This window comes from Leptolyngbya cf. ectocarpi LEGE 11479, from assembly GCF_015207065.1.
Lineage (GTDB): Bacteria > Cyanobacteriota > Cyanobacteriia > Phormidesmidales > Phormidesmidaceae > Leptothoe > Leptothoe ectocarpi.
Genome location: NZ_JADEXP010000103.1, coordinates 1 through 17,621, shown reverse-complemented (window position 1 = coordinate 17,621; position 17,621 = coordinate 1). Strand labels below are relative to the sequence as shown.

General features: G+C 50.7%; 14 protein-coding genes, 1 tRNA gene and 1 pseudogene. 13 read left to right on the top strand and 3 right to left on the bottom strand.

Features of this window, described 5'->3' with window-relative positions; translation table 11 throughout:
- A partial coding sequence (locus IQ260_RS12955; RefSeq protein WP_228015959.1) for a DUF1822 family protein occupies nt 1–1,238 on the top strand: 1,238 nt, incomplete at its 5' end.
- Nucleotides 1,239–1,477: 239 nt separating this feature from the next.
- Here the strand turns inward: IQ260_RS12955 and IQ260_RS12950 are convergent.
- Both IQ260_RS12950 and IQ260_RS12945 read right to left on the bottom strand, forming a co-directional pair.
- Nucleotides 1,478–2,359 (bottom strand): annotated as a pseudogene (locus tag IQ260_RS12950) (IS701 family transposase); the annotation flags it as partial.
- Nucleotides 2,360–2,531: 172 nt separating this feature from the next.
- Nucleotides 2,532–2,604: transfer RNA gene (locus tag IQ260_RS12945), tRNA-Val, on the bottom strand.
- A gap of 127 nt (nt 2,605–2,731) precedes the next feature.
- On the opposite strand from IQ260_RS12945, the gene IQ260_RS12940 reads away from it, so the two are divergent.
- From IQ260_RS12940 to queG, 11 genes are all read left to right on the top strand, one after another.
- Entirely contained in the window at nt 2,732–3,256 is a 525-nt protein-coding gene (locus IQ260_RS12940) for a metal-binding protein (RefSeq protein ID WP_193993528.1), read from the top strand.
- 78 nt (nt 3,257–3,334) lie between these two features.
- A complete protein-coding gene (mazG, locus tag IQ260_RS12935) occupies nt 3,335–4,189 on the top strand; it encodes a nucleoside triphosphate pyrophosphohydrolase (RefSeq protein WP_193993527.1) in 855 nt (284 codons plus the stop codon).
- Between the two features lie 62 nt (nt 4,190–4,251).
- Nucleotides 4,252–5,565, top strand: coding sequence for a glutamate-5-semialdehyde dehydrogenase (locus IQ260_RS12930; protein WP_193993526.1), 1,314 nt, complete (start codon nt 4,252–4,254; stop codon nt 5,563–5,565).
- 39 nt (nt 5,566–5,604) lie between these two features.
- Nucleotides 5,605–6,684 (top strand): AAA family ATPase, encoded by a 1,080-nt coding sequence (locus IQ260_RS12925; protein ID WP_193993525.1) that lies wholly within the window; start codon nt 5,605–5,607, stop codon nt 6,682–6,684.
- Nucleotides 6,684–7,310 carry a DUF3226 domain-containing protein gene (locus IQ260_RS12920; protein WP_193993524.1) on the top strand — a complete coding sequence of 209 codons (627 nt, stop codon included), beginning with the start codon at nt 6,684–6,686 and terminating at the stop codon, nt 7,308–7,310. Before IQ260_RS12925 ends, IQ260_RS12920 begins: the two co-directional genes overlap by 1 nt.
- Nucleotides 7,311–7,454: 144 nt before the next feature.
- Nucleotides 7,455–7,820, top strand: a complete 366-nt coding sequence (gene folB / locus IQ260_RS12915; RefSeq protein WP_193993523.1) for a dihydroneopterin aldolase — start codon at nt 7,455–7,457, stop codon at nt 7,818–7,820.
- A gap of 91 nt (nt 7,821–7,911) precedes the next feature.
- Nucleotides 7,912–9,507: a glycosyltransferase family 39 protein gene (locus tag IQ260_RS12910; protein WP_193993522.1), complete on the top strand. Its 1,596-nt coding sequence runs from the start codon at nt 7,912–7,914 to the stop codon at nt 9,505–9,507.
- Between the two features lie 154 nt (nt 9,508–9,661).
- Entirely contained in the window at nt 9,662–10,597 is a 936-nt protein-coding gene (locus tag IQ260_RS12905; protein WP_193993521.1) for a Sll0314/Alr1548 family TPR repeat-containing protein, read from the top strand.
- Between the two features lie 543 nt (nt 10,598–11,140).
- Complete coding sequence (locus IQ260_RS12900; RefSeq protein WP_193993520.1) at nt 11,141–12,520, top strand: NAD-dependent succinate-semialdehyde dehydrogenase; 1,380 nt, start codon at nt 11,141–11,143, stop codon at nt 12,518–12,520.
- 103 nt (nt 12,521–12,623) lie between these two features.
- A complete protein-coding gene (locus IQ260_RS12895) occupies nt 12,624–14,261 on the top strand; it encodes an acetolactate synthase large subunit (RefSeq protein WP_193993530.1) in 1,638 nt (545 codons plus the stop codon).
- Nucleotides 14,251–15,204, top strand: a complete 954-nt coding sequence (gene queG / locus IQ260_RS12890) for a tRNA epoxyqueuosine(34) reductase QueG (protein ID WP_322744946.1) — start codon at nt 14,251–14,253, stop codon at nt 15,202–15,204. The genes IQ260_RS12895 and queG overlap by 11 nt, the downstream gene beginning before the upstream one ends.
- Nucleotides 15,205–15,333: 129 nt before the next feature.
- Here queG and IQ260_RS12885 read toward each other — a convergent pair whose 3' ends face one another.
- Nucleotides 15,334–16,113 carry a hypothetical protein gene (locus IQ260_RS12885; protein ID WP_193993519.1) on the bottom strand — a complete coding sequence of 260 codons (780 nt, stop codon included), beginning with the start codon at nt 16,111–16,113 and terminating at the stop codon, nt 15,334–15,336.
- A gap of 195 nt (nt 16,114–16,308) precedes the next feature.
- Here IQ260_RS12885 and gcvT point away from each other — a divergent pair, with 195 nt between their 5' ends.
- Nucleotides 16,309–17,382, top strand: a complete 1,074-nt coding sequence (gcvT, locus tag IQ260_RS12880) for a glycine cleavage system aminomethyltransferase GcvT (protein ID WP_193993518.1) — start codon at nt 16,309–16,311, stop codon at nt 17,380–17,382.
- Nucleotides 17,383–17,621: the final 239 nt, after the last annotated feature.

Below are 17,621 nucleotides of genomic sequence, written 5' to 3'. Positions count from 1 at the left end.
GCGCTGTTTCATTGAGCGATAGACTATCTATTACTAACGGGTTTTACATCATCATGAATGATGTAAAGGTTTTTGGCGATCTACTTAATACGGCCTTTCTTGATCCCATTCAACCCTATCTAGAAATTGATCGGATTCAGCAAGACACCATCTGGGAACAAAGCCAACAATTCTCTAAACCTAGAAACTGTTGGCAAGGTTATATTAATCGTTTGTGTTTAGAAACTATTTTGCCATGGCTGAAAGACTATGACTCACAGACTCATACAGCTATTAATTCTGCTTTGTTACCTAGTATTTGGGAATTTGTAACAGGGACACCTATTATCTTTGGCCAGCATCGTTTAATTTTGCTTCCCACTGAAGATATCAGTGTGGATGATATGACTATCCCCCAGGAATGGATGGACACTCGTGATTGGGTTGGTATTTGGTATTTAATGGCTCAGATTAATCTTGATGAGGGTTGGGTTCGACTAATTGGGTTTGCTACCCACGAAAGTATCAAACGTCTTGGAAACTATCATTGGCAAGACCGCACATATAATTTGCCAGAGGTTTACTGGACAAGAGATTGGAACATATTGTGGCTATCACAATCGATCACAGCTACTGACACCTTGCAAAGCCCAGTGTCAGCTTTATCGTTACCATCAATTGATCAGGCTCATTCTTTGATACAGCGATTAGGCAACTCAGATATAGTCATACCACGTCTTGCCATTCCCTTTATTCAGTGGGGCGCACTAATTTCCCATGATGGCTGGCGGCAACAATTAGCAGCACGGCGTTGGGATTTGCCTGAGCAGTGGTCTATTCGACAATGGCTGCAATCTGGCATTTCACAACTTTCGCAGCAGCTTGGGTGGCAAGTCTATGACTTAGAAGCATCCCTCTCAAATGCTCGTGGAGAAGAACAAAATGCTATCAAAGTGATTTCAAGAACACTTGAGCTTGCTGGTCAAACTTATGAGTTACAAATTTCTCCTATGGCCACTGAGCAGACTAACACTTGGAGATTTGAACTCAAAAATATTTCAGGTGATGGCCAAATACCACCAGGTTTTACCCTTCGGCTATTGACAGAGGACTTACAACCCTTCGCAGACAACGAAGACTCGGCAACTGAAGCTGTTGAGTCTCTCTATATTGAAGTATCGCTATTGCCAGGAGAGGGAATTGTTTGGGAAACAGTACCATTACCAGAAGTCTATCAGCAAGAAATCTTACGATTTTGATAATCTGAAATCAATCGGCTTCAGAGACTTTCCGAAAAGCGGATGATTGGACTCGTAGGCGCAGACTTTTCGAAGAGTGCCCATGACATTCAGCTTCCAGAACTGAATATCCTTCAGCATGAGATCTTGACTCACCCTTGGGCCATCCTACCAGGACATAATGGTATCAATCAGGCAATAAGTCCTCCGATCACCATTTAATATAGGAGTTACGCATTGACAAAAGTCCATTACTCGTATCAAGCAAAGGTGGCTTCTGTGGCATGGTCCAGAATAAACTGACGGATGACTGGCACAAATAACTGTCTCGATATCTCGTAACAGTTTCCAATCACTCCTTGAATACACAAAGTTTGTAACTTCCCAAATGCCCGTAACGCACAGTAGAAATGATTGCGAATAGCCTGTTCATCCCGAACATAGAATCTCTCAATGTTGCACACTTGTTTGATCACTCGATGAAAACACTCGATTTGCCAATGCTCATCATGGACTTGCTTGAATTCAGCCCGAGTCAGGTGATTCAATCGCTCTAAGGTCGGCTGGTACATGATGTAATAACGTGGTTCGTTCTTGAACGACTGACAAAACACCTTGACCCAACCAAACTCCTTGAGATAAACCAATAATCCCGATTCTGAGATCTCTAAACTCTTGACCTGAACTAGCTTGCCACGTTCCAAAGAGACCTTTCGATTGTCGGCAATCCCGAATAGAAAACCCACTTTCTCGTTTCTGAGAAACTTCAGATTCTCAAGACTTGAATACCAACTATCTCCGGTCACCCAGGTTGGTTTAAGGCCCCACTGCTTGACTTCGAGCACCATCTCTCTGAAATAGTCATTCTTGGTTTTGCCCTCCCGTTTATCGTAAATGCGAAAGTTAACGGGATATGAATAGCCGGATAGATCGGTGTAGTACAAGGTGATGAGATTAATCCCTTTGACCGTCCGTTTATGTTTTCCCGACCAAAAGTATCCGATAAAGGCACTCTTGTTCAGGTCTCGATACGGTTTGTCTTCAACACTGTCGTCTATACTCAAGGTGCCCCCGACTAGCGTCACCTCCTCTTTGACTTCGTTAAATAAATCTTCGGGTGTATAACGCTCTCGTAATAAAAATAGTGGCTGGAGTTCAAACAAATCAATGACTTTGAGATTGAAGTGAACCCAAATTACTGATCTAATTTTGATCTAAAAATTAGTCAGTTTATTCTAGTTCAGACTAGCTGAGGAAGTTTGGCAGCTTCCTACAGAAGTCTCCATAACTTGCTTAAAGATTGACTTTTCTTGATGGACGGTACTGGGCTCGAACCAGTGACATCCTGCTTGTAAGGCAGGCGCTCTACCAACTGAGCTAACCGTCCGTGGGGTGCGTTTTTGCACCGGAACTAATACTAACAGACAACGGCGGCATCAATCTATTTTTTTCCAAACAAACTTTGGCTAATTCATCCGTATTATTAAACTGGGAGCAAGTGCGGTGCGGAGTCTATGCCATCTGGAAAAAGTCATGATCGAATTACGCTGTGGCTACTGCCTGTGGTACTGACGGCGGCCTTTGTGGTCACCCTTGAGGTGCCGCTTACGGTGATGGCTAGCATTGCTTTTTTAATCGGTGGTTTTATGATGGGGCCGGATCTGGATATCCGGTCGGTGCAGTACCGTCGCTGGGGACCTGTACGCTGGATTTGGTATCCCTATCAGAGGCTGATTAAGCATCGGTCCACCTGGTCCCATGGTCCGCTGATTGGCACGCTGGTACGAGTGGCTTATTTAGGGGCCTGGATCGCTCTGTTTGTGGCGGCAGGAGTACTGGCGCTCAATTATTTTTGGCAGGCGCAGCTGTCATGGGACATGATTGGTTCCGCCCTGGGTCGCTTCTTTGCTCGATATCGTAGGGAGTGGCTGGCGTTGCTGGCTGGGTTAGAATTTGGAGCGCTGAGTCATTACACCAGTGACTGGCTCACCTCAGCGTTCAAAAAGAAACGTCGCCGTCAGCAGCGGCGTAAAAAATAGACATCGCCAGATTTAATAGAACTGGGCGTTGTTCATACTTTCCCACGTTGCTTCTATCCTTTCTGCCCTTGCGCACCTATGGCTGTAAATCTCCAATCCAAAACTTTAGACGCCTTACAGCACCTGATTGCTGTGGTGGCTCAGTTGCGTAACCCTGAGGGAGGCTGCCCCTGGGATTTGGCCCAGACGCCTGACAGTCTGACGGCCTATGTGCTGGAGGAAGCCTATGAAGTAGTGGATGCTATCCAGCAAGGAGACCGAGACCATATTGCTGAGGAGCTGGGGGACTTGCTTTTGCAGGTGGTGCTACAGGCACAGATTTTTAGCGAGACGGATGCGTTTGACTTGGGGGATGTGGCCCAGGGCATCACCGAAAAGCTGATTCGTCGCCATCCTCACGTTTTTGGCGATCGGCGATTGGCCACACCGGAAGAGGTACATGCCAGCTGGGAAGCGATTAAAGCTACAGAAAAAGGAGAACCTGACACCACGCTGACTGCCAAACTGGCCCGCTACGGTCGGACAATGCCTCCGATGATGGCCACGATGAAAATTTCTAAAAAAGCGGCTAAGGCTGGGTTTGAGTGGGAAACTCTGGACGGTGTTTGGGAAAAGGTCGAAGAAGAGCTGGGGGAGTTTCGTCATGCGCTAGCGCATGAAAGTGCTGAAAATCAGGTGGCGGAATTTGGCGATGTGTTGTTTAGTCTGATGCAGGTGGCCCGCTGGTGTGATATTGACCCGATGGCGGCTCTGCAGGGGACTAATCGTCGGTTTGTACAGCGGTTTGGCCTGTTGGAGCAGGCGGCTGATAAACCGATAGAAGACCATAGTATTGAAGAGCTAGAGATGCTTTGGCAGCGGGCAAAGCGGATGATCGCAAAGAAGTCTGAGGTGTCTTCTGAGGTATCTGAAGCGGCTGAGTCGCCACAGTGATTGGTTAAGGGATGGCCTAGTATATAGGGAGACTAAAACGCAAAAATCCAAACGCAAAATCCATGTCTGTATCCTCGGCGGCGGTTGAGAATTCTTTGGTTGCGATCGCACGCCAAACCCGCCAAGCAGCCCGCACCCTAGCCAGTCTGTCCAGCCAGCAAAAAAACAGCGCCATTGAGGCCATTGCCCAGGCTCTAGAAGCCGCTGCCCCTGAGATTGCGGCAGCCAATGAAGCCGACCTCAAAGCTGCCTTGGAGGACAATCTGGCTAAGCCGCTCTATGGACGGCTGAAGCTAGATGCCGTCAAACTCCAGGGGGCCATTAAGGGGGTACGGGATGTGGCCCAGCTGCCTGACCCGGCTGGGGCGATGCAAATTCACCGCGAGCTGGATGACGGACTGGTGCTCAAGCGGATCGCCTGTCCGCTGGGTGTGCTGGGGATTATCTTTGAATCCCGTCCCGATGCGGTGATGCAGATTTCCACTCTGGCGGTAAAGTCCGGCAATGGCGTCATTCTCAAAGGGGGCAAGGAAGCTGTACGGTCTTGCCAAGCCTTGGTAAAGGCTATCCGTCAGGGACTGACCAACGCAGGGTTAGACCCAAATTCGGTGCAGCTGTTGACTACGCGGGAAGAAACGCGGGCGCTGCTGGAGCTAGACAGCTATGTGGATCTGATCATTCCTCGGGGGTCTAACGCCTTTGTAAAGTTTGTCCAGGAGAATACTCGCATTCCGGTACTCGGCCATGCGGACGGGATTTGTCACCTCTATGTGGATGTGGCGGCTGATTTGGAAAAGACGGTTAACATCGCTGTTGATGCCAAGGTGGGCTATCCATCTGCCTGTAATGCCATTGAAACCCTGCTGGTGCATGCTGATATTGCCGCCAAGGCACTGCCGGTATTGGCTGAAGCGCTGCAACAAGCCGGTGTAAAACTGTTGGGAGATGAGACTAGCCGTCAGATTTTGAGCGATATTCAGCCAGCGACTGAGGCGGACTGGTCGACTGAATACAGCGATTTGGTTTTAGCCATTCGGGTGGTGGACTCGGTGGAGGCGGCAATCGACCATATCAATACCTACGGGTCGCGACATACGGATGCGATCGCATCCGAAAATCAGACTACAGCCGATCAGTTTATGGCCCAGGTGGATGCCGCTGGTGTTTACCACAACTGCTCCACCCGTTTTGCTGATGGCTTCCGCTATGGCTTTGGTGCTGAGGTCGGCATCAGTACTCAGAAAATGCCTCCTCGCGGTCCGGTTGGCTTGGAAGGTTTGGTCACTTACAAGTATCAGGTTGTTGGCAATGGCCACATAGTCGCCACCTATTCAGGAGAGAATGCTAAACCATTTACCCATCGCGATTTATCTTAAGTACGCTAATTTAGGCATAAGCCATTCCTCAGGTAGTCCATGCTGACCTCAATTCAAATTGAGAACTTTCGCTGCTTTGACACGCTCAAGGTGGATGGTCTTAGCCGCGTTAATTTGATCGCGGGTAAAAATAATGTGGGCAAAACAGCTTTCTTAGAGGCGATTGGCATGTGGGCCTCGGGTTCAAATCCAGCAGGCTTGACTTATCTCAGTGGAATGCGAAGTCTAGTTGAAAAAGTAACTTCGGATATTGCTCAAGAGCTTTTACTGGCTCCTCTGTTTAAAGATTTTGACGAAAGTAAAACTATTCATGTTGAAGGATCGATTAATTATTCAGGCTCTCATAGCCTCGATATTCAAAGTAATCGAGCTATACCCAATCGTATATCTCTAAACCAGGAAAAATACGAAGCTGGTTTAGGTTCAATTACATCCAATTTGAGTCAGATTCTGACGCTACGCTATGTTTCTCCTGAGGGAGAACCCACAGAAAATCAATTTTGGATTGAAGGTAATAACACCTTTCAGGGAGAATCTGCAGAATTGGCAACTCCGCCCCTCTCTGTTGCTTTTATTTCAGCGAGTGGTCGTCAGAGTAGTAAGGTTCGCTCTGAAATGTTTGGTCGCTTAGAGCTAATGAGCAGTGATTATGCTTTGGTTAAAAGTCTACAGCTTGTAGAACCACGGCTCAAGCGAATTACAACTATCGTAGTGAGCGGATTTCCAATTTTGTACGGAGATATCGGCTTACCAAGACTCGTACCGCTGTCTCTGATGGGAGAAGGGCTGAACCGTTTAGTGTCCATCTTACTGACGTTAGCGACCAATCGTGAGGGATTGGTGTTAATCGATGAGATTGAAAACGGACTGCACCATTCTGTTCTTTCAAAAATTTGGCAGGTAATCAGTGACGCTGCCCATCGGTTTAACGTCCAAGTGATTGCAACAACTCACAGCTATGAATGTATCCAAGCAGCGTCTGATATTTTCCTTACAAAGGATAGCGATAGCGATTTTCGTCTGCACCGCTTAGATCGTATAAAGGAGAAATTTCGATCTGTAACTTATGATGACGAGGCACTCATAGGTGCAATGCAAGGTTTCCTAGAGGTACGTTGATGTCAATATTAGAGGGAAATCAGCCAGACGAAATCTGTAAAACGAAACAGCTAATTGTTGAAGGTACAGACGATAAAGTCTTCTTTGAACATTTATTAGGACATCTAAATCTTAGTGATACTTTTCAAGTCCAGGCTTTTGGTGGGGTTCCCAAATTAAAACCATGGCTCAAAGGATTTGTTCGAAGTCCAGATTTTTCTGATGTGGAAGCTCTAGGCATAGTTCGAGATGCAGACAATAGTTCAATGGCCGCATTTGACAGTGTGTGTGGAGCTATAACTAACGCGGCACTGATGCCACCCCGTGAACCTTTTTTACTACAGGATGGTGAACCCCGGATCAATGTATGTATTTTGCCAGGTCCATCAGCTCAATCAGGTATGTTAGAAAACTTATGCTTGAGTATGGTTGAAGGTGATCCTGCAATGACGTGCATCACAGCATATCTCGACTGTTTACAACAACTGTCACTACCTCTTAGAAACCCAGCTAAAGCTAAACTACAAGCCTTTTTAGCATCTCGTGAGAAGCCTGTGATTGGTCTTGTTGGTGCAACTTATAAGGGATACTGGAACTGGGAACATCCAGCTATAATCCCCATTATTGATTTTTTGAGAAGCCTTTGAAAATAGCTTAATACGAGATACATCCAAGGCCCTGGTTTGTGGACTACATAATCAATCGCCAAATAGCCTAAGATTTTCGGCTTAATGGCACTAGCCAGCACATTTGATGCTTTCATAGATTGTCCTGTTTCTAAAGCATCAATAATGAAAGACTCTATAAAAGTGAAGGGTATTCGAGCCTATGGCTACATTGGAGCTCTGCCAGAAGAGAATATTTTAGGCCAGTGGTTTGAGGTAGATCTAATATTGCAGATGGATCTATCCGCAGCGGGTAAATCCGACACTCTGGCAGATACCCACAACTATGCAGACATTATTCAACAGACACAGACAATAATCCAGCAGTCGAAATTTAAGCTGATTGAACGGTTGGCGGATGCGATCGCAACCCAGGCCCTTGACAATGATGCTCGGCTAGAAAAAGTAACGGTAACCGTAACAAAATTGACGGCTCCGGTGCCTAACTTCGACGGACAAGTGGCGATAACTATAGAGAGAAGTCGTTTTTGATGTAGGGGAAGGGGGAAGGGAGCGTATGCAACTTTCCTCTACTCTGACTAATCGGCTACCATGCTGAAGCAGTATCAGCGAGGGTAGGCCCTTGTACAAGCTGAGGCTAACAAATAAATTCTATCTGCCGCTGATTTTGCTACTGGCGGCCCTGCTACGGCTGTGGCGTTTAGCGGCTAAACCCCTGTGGGTGGATGAACTCTACACTGGATTTTATAGCCTTGGCAAGAGTTTAGATGAGATTCCCCTGGGGACATTACAGTCGCCAGCAGCCTATTGGGCGCTACTAGATAACCCTGGCACCCCCAGACAGGCGGCCCAGGCGGTGACGATGCACAGCAACCACCCGCCTCTGTTTTTTGTCGCCATGAATGGCTGGCTGCACGGGATGGGCACATCGGTCTGGAGTCTGCGGGCATTTGCGGTGCTGTGGGGAGTAGTGGCGGTCATAGCTGCGTATTACCTGGGTCGCCGTGTGGGTGGCCCTCGGGTGGGACCTCAGGCGGGTAAGCTGGCCGCCCTGCTGATGGCGGTGTCTCCCTACGGTATTTATCTATCCCAGGAGGCCCGACACTATAGTTTGGCCGTTGCGATCGCAACCATTGCCCTAGTCCACTGGATCGCACTCCTCCAAGGCGATCGCTCTCCCTATCGCTGGCTCTGCTGGATCGGTCTAAATGCGCTGGGTCTGTATGTCCATTATTTCTATGCCTTTAGTATCGTCGCCCAGTGGTTGGTCACCATTGGTGGCTTCGTTTGGTATCGCTACCGTCGCCTGCAGGTGATGGCGTGGGTGATGGCCATGGGCACGACCGTACTGCTCTATGGACCGTGGCTGCCCATCGCCATCACCCATTTTCAAAGTGAAGCCAGTACCAGCTGGCTGAGCCAGCCCACCCCTCTATGGCAAACGGTGATTTTACCGTGGCTGCAGTCTTTGGTCGCAGGGGTGTTTATGCTGATTTTGCTACCGGTGGAGCAGGTGCCCCTGTGGGTCACGATTTTATCGGCGGTGACTATGCTGGGGGTGTTTGGTATCGTGCTGCGTCAGGTGCGATGGGGCTGGCGGTCAGAACCCCGGCTAGATCTCTGGTCGCCCATAGTCAGCTACGGGCTGGTGGTCCTGGGGGTGATGCTGGCTATTACCTATGGCTTGGGCAAGGATATTACCCTGGCACCGCGCTACTTTTTTATGCTGTATCCGGCGGTAACGGTGATTGCGGCCCTGGCCCTGGTGCATCGGCGACGCTGGGTAGTGGGAGCTGCGATCGCAGCCGGTCTAGTTAGTCAGCTGCTGATTAGCTACGACATCGCTTTACTCAAACCCTATCTACCGGGTCAAATTGGCCGTCGTCTGGGGGCAACTCCCCCACCCACCCTTGTATTTGTGGCCCATCAGCAAGACGGCCACCGCGCCCGCACCCTGAGCTATGTATTGGCCATGCCGTCCAACAACACCCAGGTGGCCTTTACAGAACCCGCGAGCGCCGAGTCTTGGCAGCCCAGCGTCACCAACGTCGAGGCTATTCCCTCCGAGGCATTGACCCTGTGGCTCGTAGAACCTCAGCGTCCCATTCCATTCCCGCTAACGGTTACCCTGCCTAATCAAACCTGTTCTCCCATGGGCAAACGCATTAACACCGAAGGTACCCGCCAACAGAAATATCAGTGTCGACCGACAGGATAGATCGAGATATCTTCTAAATAAATAGACAACTAAATTAACAACGGCTGGGGCACTTGTGCCTATGCCAGCTGGTAGAGTTTCACAGATTATCCATAGATTTCAATCACAATCGCTATACTCGATTGACAATGTCCACGCTATAAGGATAGGCACCATGACGTTTCGAGTTTTAAACCCCTTCACCCGGCGCGGTTATCTAAAATCCATAGGCGCTCTGACGGCGCTTACATTGACCTTGGTGTCTACCCCAGTCTTGGCTGGTGATCCATTTCGTTCTACCACTGACTATGATATTGGTCCCCACGCCGAAGCCGCCTTTGAAGCCTTTTTTAAAGAGGGTGACTATGTGGGCGCGCGCAAAGCGTTAGATCTCGCGATGTCGTCCGAAGCTGATGAGCCTTTGGTCCATGGCATGGCGGCCTCCATGGCCTATCTCGATGAGGATTGGGAGACCGTAGCCACCGAAGCGGCGCTGACAAAGTCGACAGCTGAGGCCCTGCTGGAAACCGATCCACTGCGGGGACATCTTTACTCTGCCGTGGGTATCTTTATGGAGGGGGCTCACATGATGAGCACCGAGGGTGTGGCCCGCAGCACCCCTGCCGCCTTGGCTATGTTGCAACAGGTCTTTAGCCACATTGGCGAAGCTGAAAAGATTGACAGCACTGACCCAGAACTCAACCTGGTGAAGGGATTTATGGATTTGATGCTGGCGGTTAACTTACCGTTTTCCGATCCTGAAGAGGCAATTGAGCGACTCTCCGAGTACGGCAACCCTACCTACTTAGCCTATCGAGGAATTGCCCTAGGCTATCGCGATTTAGGTCAGATGTCTGACGCGATGGATGCCGTGGACAAAGCTATAGAGGCTGCTCCTGAAAATCCAGAACTGTTTTATCTCAAGGCTCAGCTACATCGCCGCCAACAAGAGACAGAGGACAGTCTTGTCATGTTTGATAAAGCCTTAGAATATGCGGCCCAGCTTCCTTCTAACCTAGCTCGTAAAATTTATAAAGAAAAGTGTCGTACCCTTGGGGGCTCCCATGAGAGCTGTGGCAAAGAAGCCAGCGATTTTGTTGCAGCGCTTTAAACAAGTAGCAGCCCTGTTGATAAACTAGCCGACAGAGGCATTCAACAGGGCTGGAGACGCAGTTAGGAGGTATCTTGGTTACAACCATAGCTGCCAAGACCGGATATGGGCTGTTAACTTAACAAGTTCTTAACTCTCGGTAGATAAAAATAGTTCTGCTGTCGCGGGTTTCGACTGTGCTCAACCCGCTAACCTTTATCTAATATTTTTGAAGAGCTGAGGACCGAGCGGAGTCGTACAGCCCTCCGGGCATGGGCAAGCCTAACGCGCAGCGTTTCCCATGGAAATAGTCCAGTTTACTAAATGGCCATATCCGTCCACTTATCCGGACTTAAGGTAAATAATCAATGCAAAAGTGATGTTTTTGCAGCCAGAAACTGTCACATTTGTCACATTAGTTATATAGACATGCTCTGGGTTGAGATTTGGCTGAGCGGTACTCGACATATATCGCGCCATATATCGGTTTTTACCCGTGACTATCTCGCTACAGCTGAGCGTACCTGGAGGTGATGGCTTGAAAAGACCGACGGGAGGTCCGCGATGGCAATTAAAAGTGTTAACCCGGCTACTGGTAAAGTTTATAAGACCTATGCTCCCCTGACATCGGCAGAGATAGAACAGCGGCTGGCGGCGGGAGAGGCTCGATATCAGCAGTACCGATGGACTTTGTTTAGCGATCGCAGCGCTTGGCTACAGGCCGCCGCCGACTATCTAGACGACCATGCCGATGTCTTGGGACGCATCATGACCCAGGAAATGGGCAAAACGCTGGGGTCTGCGATCGCAGAAGTCAAAAAATGTGCCTGGGTCTGTCGTCACTATGCCGAAAACGGCGCAGACTATCTGGCGGATGAACGCTCAGACGTGGGCTATGTACGCTATCAGCCCTTGGGGATAATCTTAGCGGTGATGCCGTGGAACTATCCCCTCTGGCAGGTGTTTCGATTGGCGGCTCCGGCTCTAATGGCTGGCAATGTTGTTTTGCTTAAGCATGCCTCCAATGTGCCTAAATGCGCCCTATCCATAGAACAGATTTTTCAGAAAGCAGGCTTTCCGGATGGCGTGTTTCAAACCCTGTTGATCGGTGCTGAGCAAACCGCTGCGGTGATTGCCGATGAGCGCGTCCGGGGTGTCAGCCTGACCGGCAGCGGTCCCGCCGGAGCCCAGGTGGCGGCAACAGCGGGTCAGCATCTGAAAAAAGCCGTACTGGAGCTGGGCGGTAGCGATCCCTTTATTGTGTTGCCCAGTGCCAATCTCGAAATTGCTTTAGAGACTGCTGTGACAGCTCGTTTACAAAACAATGGTCAGTCCTGTATCGCCGCCAAGCGATTTATCCTGGTGGGCAATATTGCTGATGAATTTGAAGCGCGGCTAGTGGAGAAGTATCAGGCTCTGGTAGTGGGCGATCCCATGCAGCCGGAGACCGATATTGGCCCCCTGGCCACGCCGTCGATTTTGCGAGACATTCACAAACAGGTACACGATTGTCTCATTGCTGGGGCCAAAGCTCTGTACGGCGGTAATTTAGAGAAACTCAAGACGAGCTTACCGCCTGAGTTAGAGCTAGGAAATTTCTATCCGCCAACAATTTTGAGCCACATTCCCCCTGGCACACCCGCCGACCAAGAAGAATTCTTTGGTCCCGTCGCCCTAATTTTCCGGGTTCCGGATTTAGACGCCGCCATTGCCCTGGCCAACAGTACTCCGTTTGGCCTAGGTGCCAGCGGCTGGACTCAGGATCCCACCGAACAGCAGCGTCTAGTCAATGAACTTGAAGCTGGAGCCGTATTTGTCAACAGCATGGTGAAATCGGATCCCCGATTGCCCTTTGGGGGCATAAAACAATCCGGTATCGGTCGAGAGTTAGGCCGACACGGTATTTTGGAATTTGTTAATGCCAAAACGGTATGCGTCGAGTAGAAGCGTTCCATGAAATGCCTTATGCGTTCGGTAGAGGCGTTCCATGGAACGCCTCTACCCAGAATTTCGACCCGTTTTCCCTTTCCCCTCTACCTTCCTCCCTATGAACACCGCCGAACTCCTTGTCCGCTGCCTTGAAAATGAAGGAGTGGAGTATATCTTTGGCGTACCTGGAGAAGAGAATCTCCAGGTGCTAGAAGCGCTGAAAACGTCATCGATTCAGTTTGTAACTACCCGCCATGAGCAGGGGGCCGCGTTTATGGCCGATGTCTATGGGCGGCTGACGGGAAAAGCGGGGGTGTGTCTCTCTACATTGGGGCCGGGGGCAACAAACTTGATTACCGGTGTGGCCGATGCCAACTTAGATCGGGCTCCGCTGGTGGCCATCACGGGACAGGTGGGTACCGACCGCATGCACATTGAGTCCCACCAATATTTAGATCTAGTGGCCATGTTTGCCCCCGTCACCCAGTGGAATACGCAAATTGTGCGGCCTAGCAATACGGCGGAAATTGTCCGTAAGGCGTTTAAGCTAGCGCAAACGGGCAATCCAGGGGCAGTTCATATCGATTTGCCAGAAAATATTGCGGAGATGGACGCGGCTGGCCAGCCGCTCACGAGTCACTACAACGGTCAAACCTATGCCTCTGCTGACACGATTCAGACTGCAGCGGAGGCGATTGCCAAAGCGGAACAGCCTTTGATTTTAGTCGGAAACGGAGCGATCCGAGCCCAGGCTAGTGAAGCAATTATGGCCATGGTGGACCAGCTGCAGATCCCGGTGACAAACACGTTTATGGGCAAAGGGGTGATTCCTTACCAGCATCCGCTGGCACTGTGGACGGTGGGACTGCAGCAGCGAGACTTTATTTCCTGCGCTATCGACAAAAGCGATCTGGTGATTGCTGTGGGCTATGACCTGGTGGAATATCCGCCGAAAAAATGGAACCCGGATGGACAGCTGCCGATTATTCATATCGGGCAAACGCCAGCAGAAATCGACAGCAGCTACATGCCGACGACGGAAGTGATTGGCGATATTTCGGTATCTCTACAACAGATTTTGCAACGGGTGGAACGGACAGTCCAGTCCAGCTATCCATTTCAGGCGGTACGCGACGAGATGCGGGCGGACTACGAACAGTATCGAGATGACCTGGCATTTCCGATTAAACCCCAGAAGCTGCTTTACGATCTGCGCCAGGTGATGGGGCCAGATGATATTGTGCTGTCGGATGTGGGGGCTCACAAAATGTGGATTGCCCGCAACTACCACTGTGAGCGCCCCAATACCTGTCTGATTTCCAACGGATTTGCGTCCATGGGAATTGCCATACCGGGTGCGATCGCAGCCAAACTGGTCAACCCGCAGCGGAAGGTGGTCGCGGTTACCGGCGACGGCGGCTTTATGATGAACTCTCAGGAGTTAGAAACCGCCCTGCGGCTAGGCACCCCCTTTGTCACCATTATCTTTAACGACGGCGGCTACGGCCTGATCGAGTGGAAACAGCACAACTACTACGGTGAATCCGCCTTTATCAAATTCAACAACCCTGACTTTGTTGCCCTGGCCAAGAGCTTTGGCCTTCAAGGCTATCGAGTAACCGCCACAGAAGACTTTATTCCCACCTTGAAAATGGCTCTAGCAGCCGACGTACCCGCAATTATCGACTGTCCCATTGACTATGGCGAAAATCTTCTCTTTACTGAAAAGTCAAGGGAATTAGCCTGTGCAATTTAAGGACGACATCAGCAAACTAGAGCACCAAGTCAGGGCAGCTGGCTTTCACGGCTTTGGCATTGTGGCGGTTCCCCCCGAGGCCACTGCGCAAGAGCAAACCATGCAAACTCGACTGCAGCAGTGGTTGGGCCAGGGATACCAGGCAGACATGGCCTGGATGGCCAATCCCAAACGTCAGAACATCCGTCAGGTGATGCCTGAGGTGCGCTCAATTATCTGTGTTGCCCTCAACTATTACACCCCAGAGCAGCGACCCGAGGGGGCTGAGTATGGCAAAATCGCCCGCTACGGCTGGGGGCGTGACTATCATCGAGTGATGCACAAAAAACTAAAGTACCTGTCTCAGTGGCTGCAGTCCCAGGGCGACAACATTAGCGCTCGCTACTATGCCGATACCGGCCCTGTCCAAGATAAGTTTTGGGCGCAGGAGGCAGGTCTCGGCTGGGTAGCCAAAAATGGCAATCTAATTACCCGCAGCTATGGCTCCTGGATATTTTTGGGAGAGATTTTAACCAATCTGGAGCTGTCGCCCTCCCAACCCCATACCAACCACTGTGGCACCTGCACCCGCTGTATTGAGGCCTGCCCCACCGAAGCGATTCGGTCTGCAGGGGTGGTGGATGCCAGCCGCTGTATTGCCTATCACACCATTGAAAATCGAGAGACCACGCTGCCCCCTCCGATAGCGGATCATCTAAACAACTGGGTCGCTGGCTGCGATATCTGTCAGGACGTGTGCCCCTGGAACCAGCGATTTGCCCAGCCCACCGATGTGGCGGAGTTTACGCCCTATGCCAACACTGTGGCACCCAAGCTCGATGATTTGGCCACGCTAAGCGAGGAAGACTGGGACCAGCGATTTCCGGCATCGGCCCTCAGACGGATTAAACCGGCCATGTGGCGACGCAATGCGGCGGCAGCAAGACAGGGAGCAGATGAGTAAGCAGTCTGAAACAAACGCTTGTCGCGGGTTTCGACTCCGCTCAACCCACTAACCTTCGACATTTTCAGAAACCCGAGGACTGAGCGGAGTCGAAGTCCGGAGCGTTTCCTGTGGAAATAGTCCGGAGCCCTAAATCACCAGCTTTGCTGACGCCTCACTCAAAACATAGGCGTAGTCTGAACGCTTGAGCGTGGCGTAAACCTCGTCGTAGTTAGCCACTAAGTCTGAAATGCGCTGGTGTACCAGCTTCATCGGATAGTGAGCCCGCTGTCGCTGCTTGAGCGCTAAAAACTGACACAGCTGCTGGGCTGTATGAGCGTAGACATTAGGGTCAATCAGGTCCGTTTCATAGGTGACGGTTAAGTGGGGCACCTGGGCCACGATGGCGGCTTCTGCAATCCGTTGTTCGTCTAGCTGTTTGAGGGTAGCAATCAGCGCCTGGGGATCGATGTGGCGACTGGTGGGCTGCTGGGCTTTGAGAATTGCGATCGCATGGCGCATTAAATCTCGCCGCTGCAGATGGATCACCTTATAACCCCGGTCATAGAGCAGGGTCATAAACCGATGGGGTTCGCTCATATGATGGGTGGTGATTAAATCCACTGCCGATAGCTTGAACCCAAACAAATAATCTGCGCAGATCGCCCCATGGTGTTGAATATGCCACAGCGGAAAAAAGTGGCGTCGCGCCAACAGTGAGGCAATAGTCCATGTGGCAGGCAGGGGTCGATCGCGATTATCGGCGACTCGACGGAGTAAATCGACCACCATGCGTCCTCCGCTAAACTCTGTCCCAAATAGAACAAAACGGTGGGACGGCTGCGACATCGTGGGCACATTGGGTTGGCTACGATTCATCAAAGCCTGAAGCTGGGAAGCAAACCAAGATGAATAGTGGGTAGATGGCATGATGTGATTCTTGGCCCTGAGAAGTGATCCCTGAGAGCCCTAGTGTTCCCTTAAATCAGTGCTCACTGATGGCAGCACACAAGCTAAACAATAGAGTAAGCCCCACCGCCATTTTTTAATCAACAAATTCCATAAATACTGGAGCCGTGGAAGAGAGTAGGATGATCTATACCGTCTATTTGCCCCACAGCTACCATGAGTTTGCTCCACACACCGCTTTACGACCTGTGTAGTCAAAAGGCCCGCATGACCGCATTTGCTGGGTGGGAAATGCCGGTGCAGTTTAGCGGTATCAAACAGGAGCATGCTGCCGTGCGGACAGCAGTGGGGATGTTTGATATTTCCCACATGGGAAAATTTATTTTGAGGGGGGATAACGTATTGCGATCGCTCCAGCAGCTAGTCCCCTCCGACCTAGGCAAGCTTGCCCCCGGCAAAGCCCAGTACACCGTTTTGCTAAATCCCCAGGGCGGCATTATCGACGACCTAATCATCTACGACGAAGGTAAGCAAGTCAGCCTGATCGTCAACGCCGCCACCACCGCCAAAGACAAAGCCTGGCTTTTAGAACACCTCTCCGGCATAGAGCTGCAGGACAACTCCCAAACCCAGGCCCTGATTGCAGTCCAAGGCCCCAAAGCCGTAGAAACCCTACAGCTAATCACAGACATCGACCTCAGCGCCATTCGTCGCTACAACCACGCCCATGGTCAGGTGCTCAATCACCCCGCATTTCTCGCCCGCACCGGGTATACCGGCGAAGACGGATTTGAAGTGATGGTAGGCGCCGACGATGCCCCTGAAATTTGGGCAACCTTGCAGGATCATGGCGTCGAACCCTGCGGTCTAGGCGCCAGGGATACCCTTCGTCTTGAGGCCGCCATGGCCCTCTACGGTCAAGACATTAATGATGACATCACCCCTTTAGAAGGCGGTCTCAGCTGGCTCGTCCATCTAGATAAAGTGCCCGAGTTTATCGGTCGCGATGTTCTTGCCCAGCAAAAGACCGATGGAGTCACGCGTCGCCTGGTCGGTCTGCAGCTAGAAGGCCGCAACATTGCCCGCCATGACTATCCCATTATTCAAAACGATGAATCAGTCGGTGTGGTCACCAGCGGTACCCTGTCCCCTACCTTAGGCTATCCAGTCGCCCTGGCCTATGTCCCCATCGAGCTAGCCAAGGTGGGCACCGTGGTAGATGTCCAAATTCGTCAGAAGACAGCCCCCGCCACCGTAGTCAAAAAGCCCTTTTACAAAGCATCGGCCTAAAGGAATCTCAAAGTCCTTCTCCCCGAGGGAGAAGGACTTAGGATGAGGGCCAATGCAGTACGCAGCGCTAATTTCCAAAGGACGCAGCTCGAAAACTAACGCTATCAATCGAAACCCCTCCGCCTACGAAACCTCCCCTCAACTCTCTAGAACAACTTTCCCTCAGCACTTTCCGCTCTAAGCTGTGGCAATACCCACTCGCTCAACAGGGGAGCCAGCTCAACCCCATACTCCTGCGC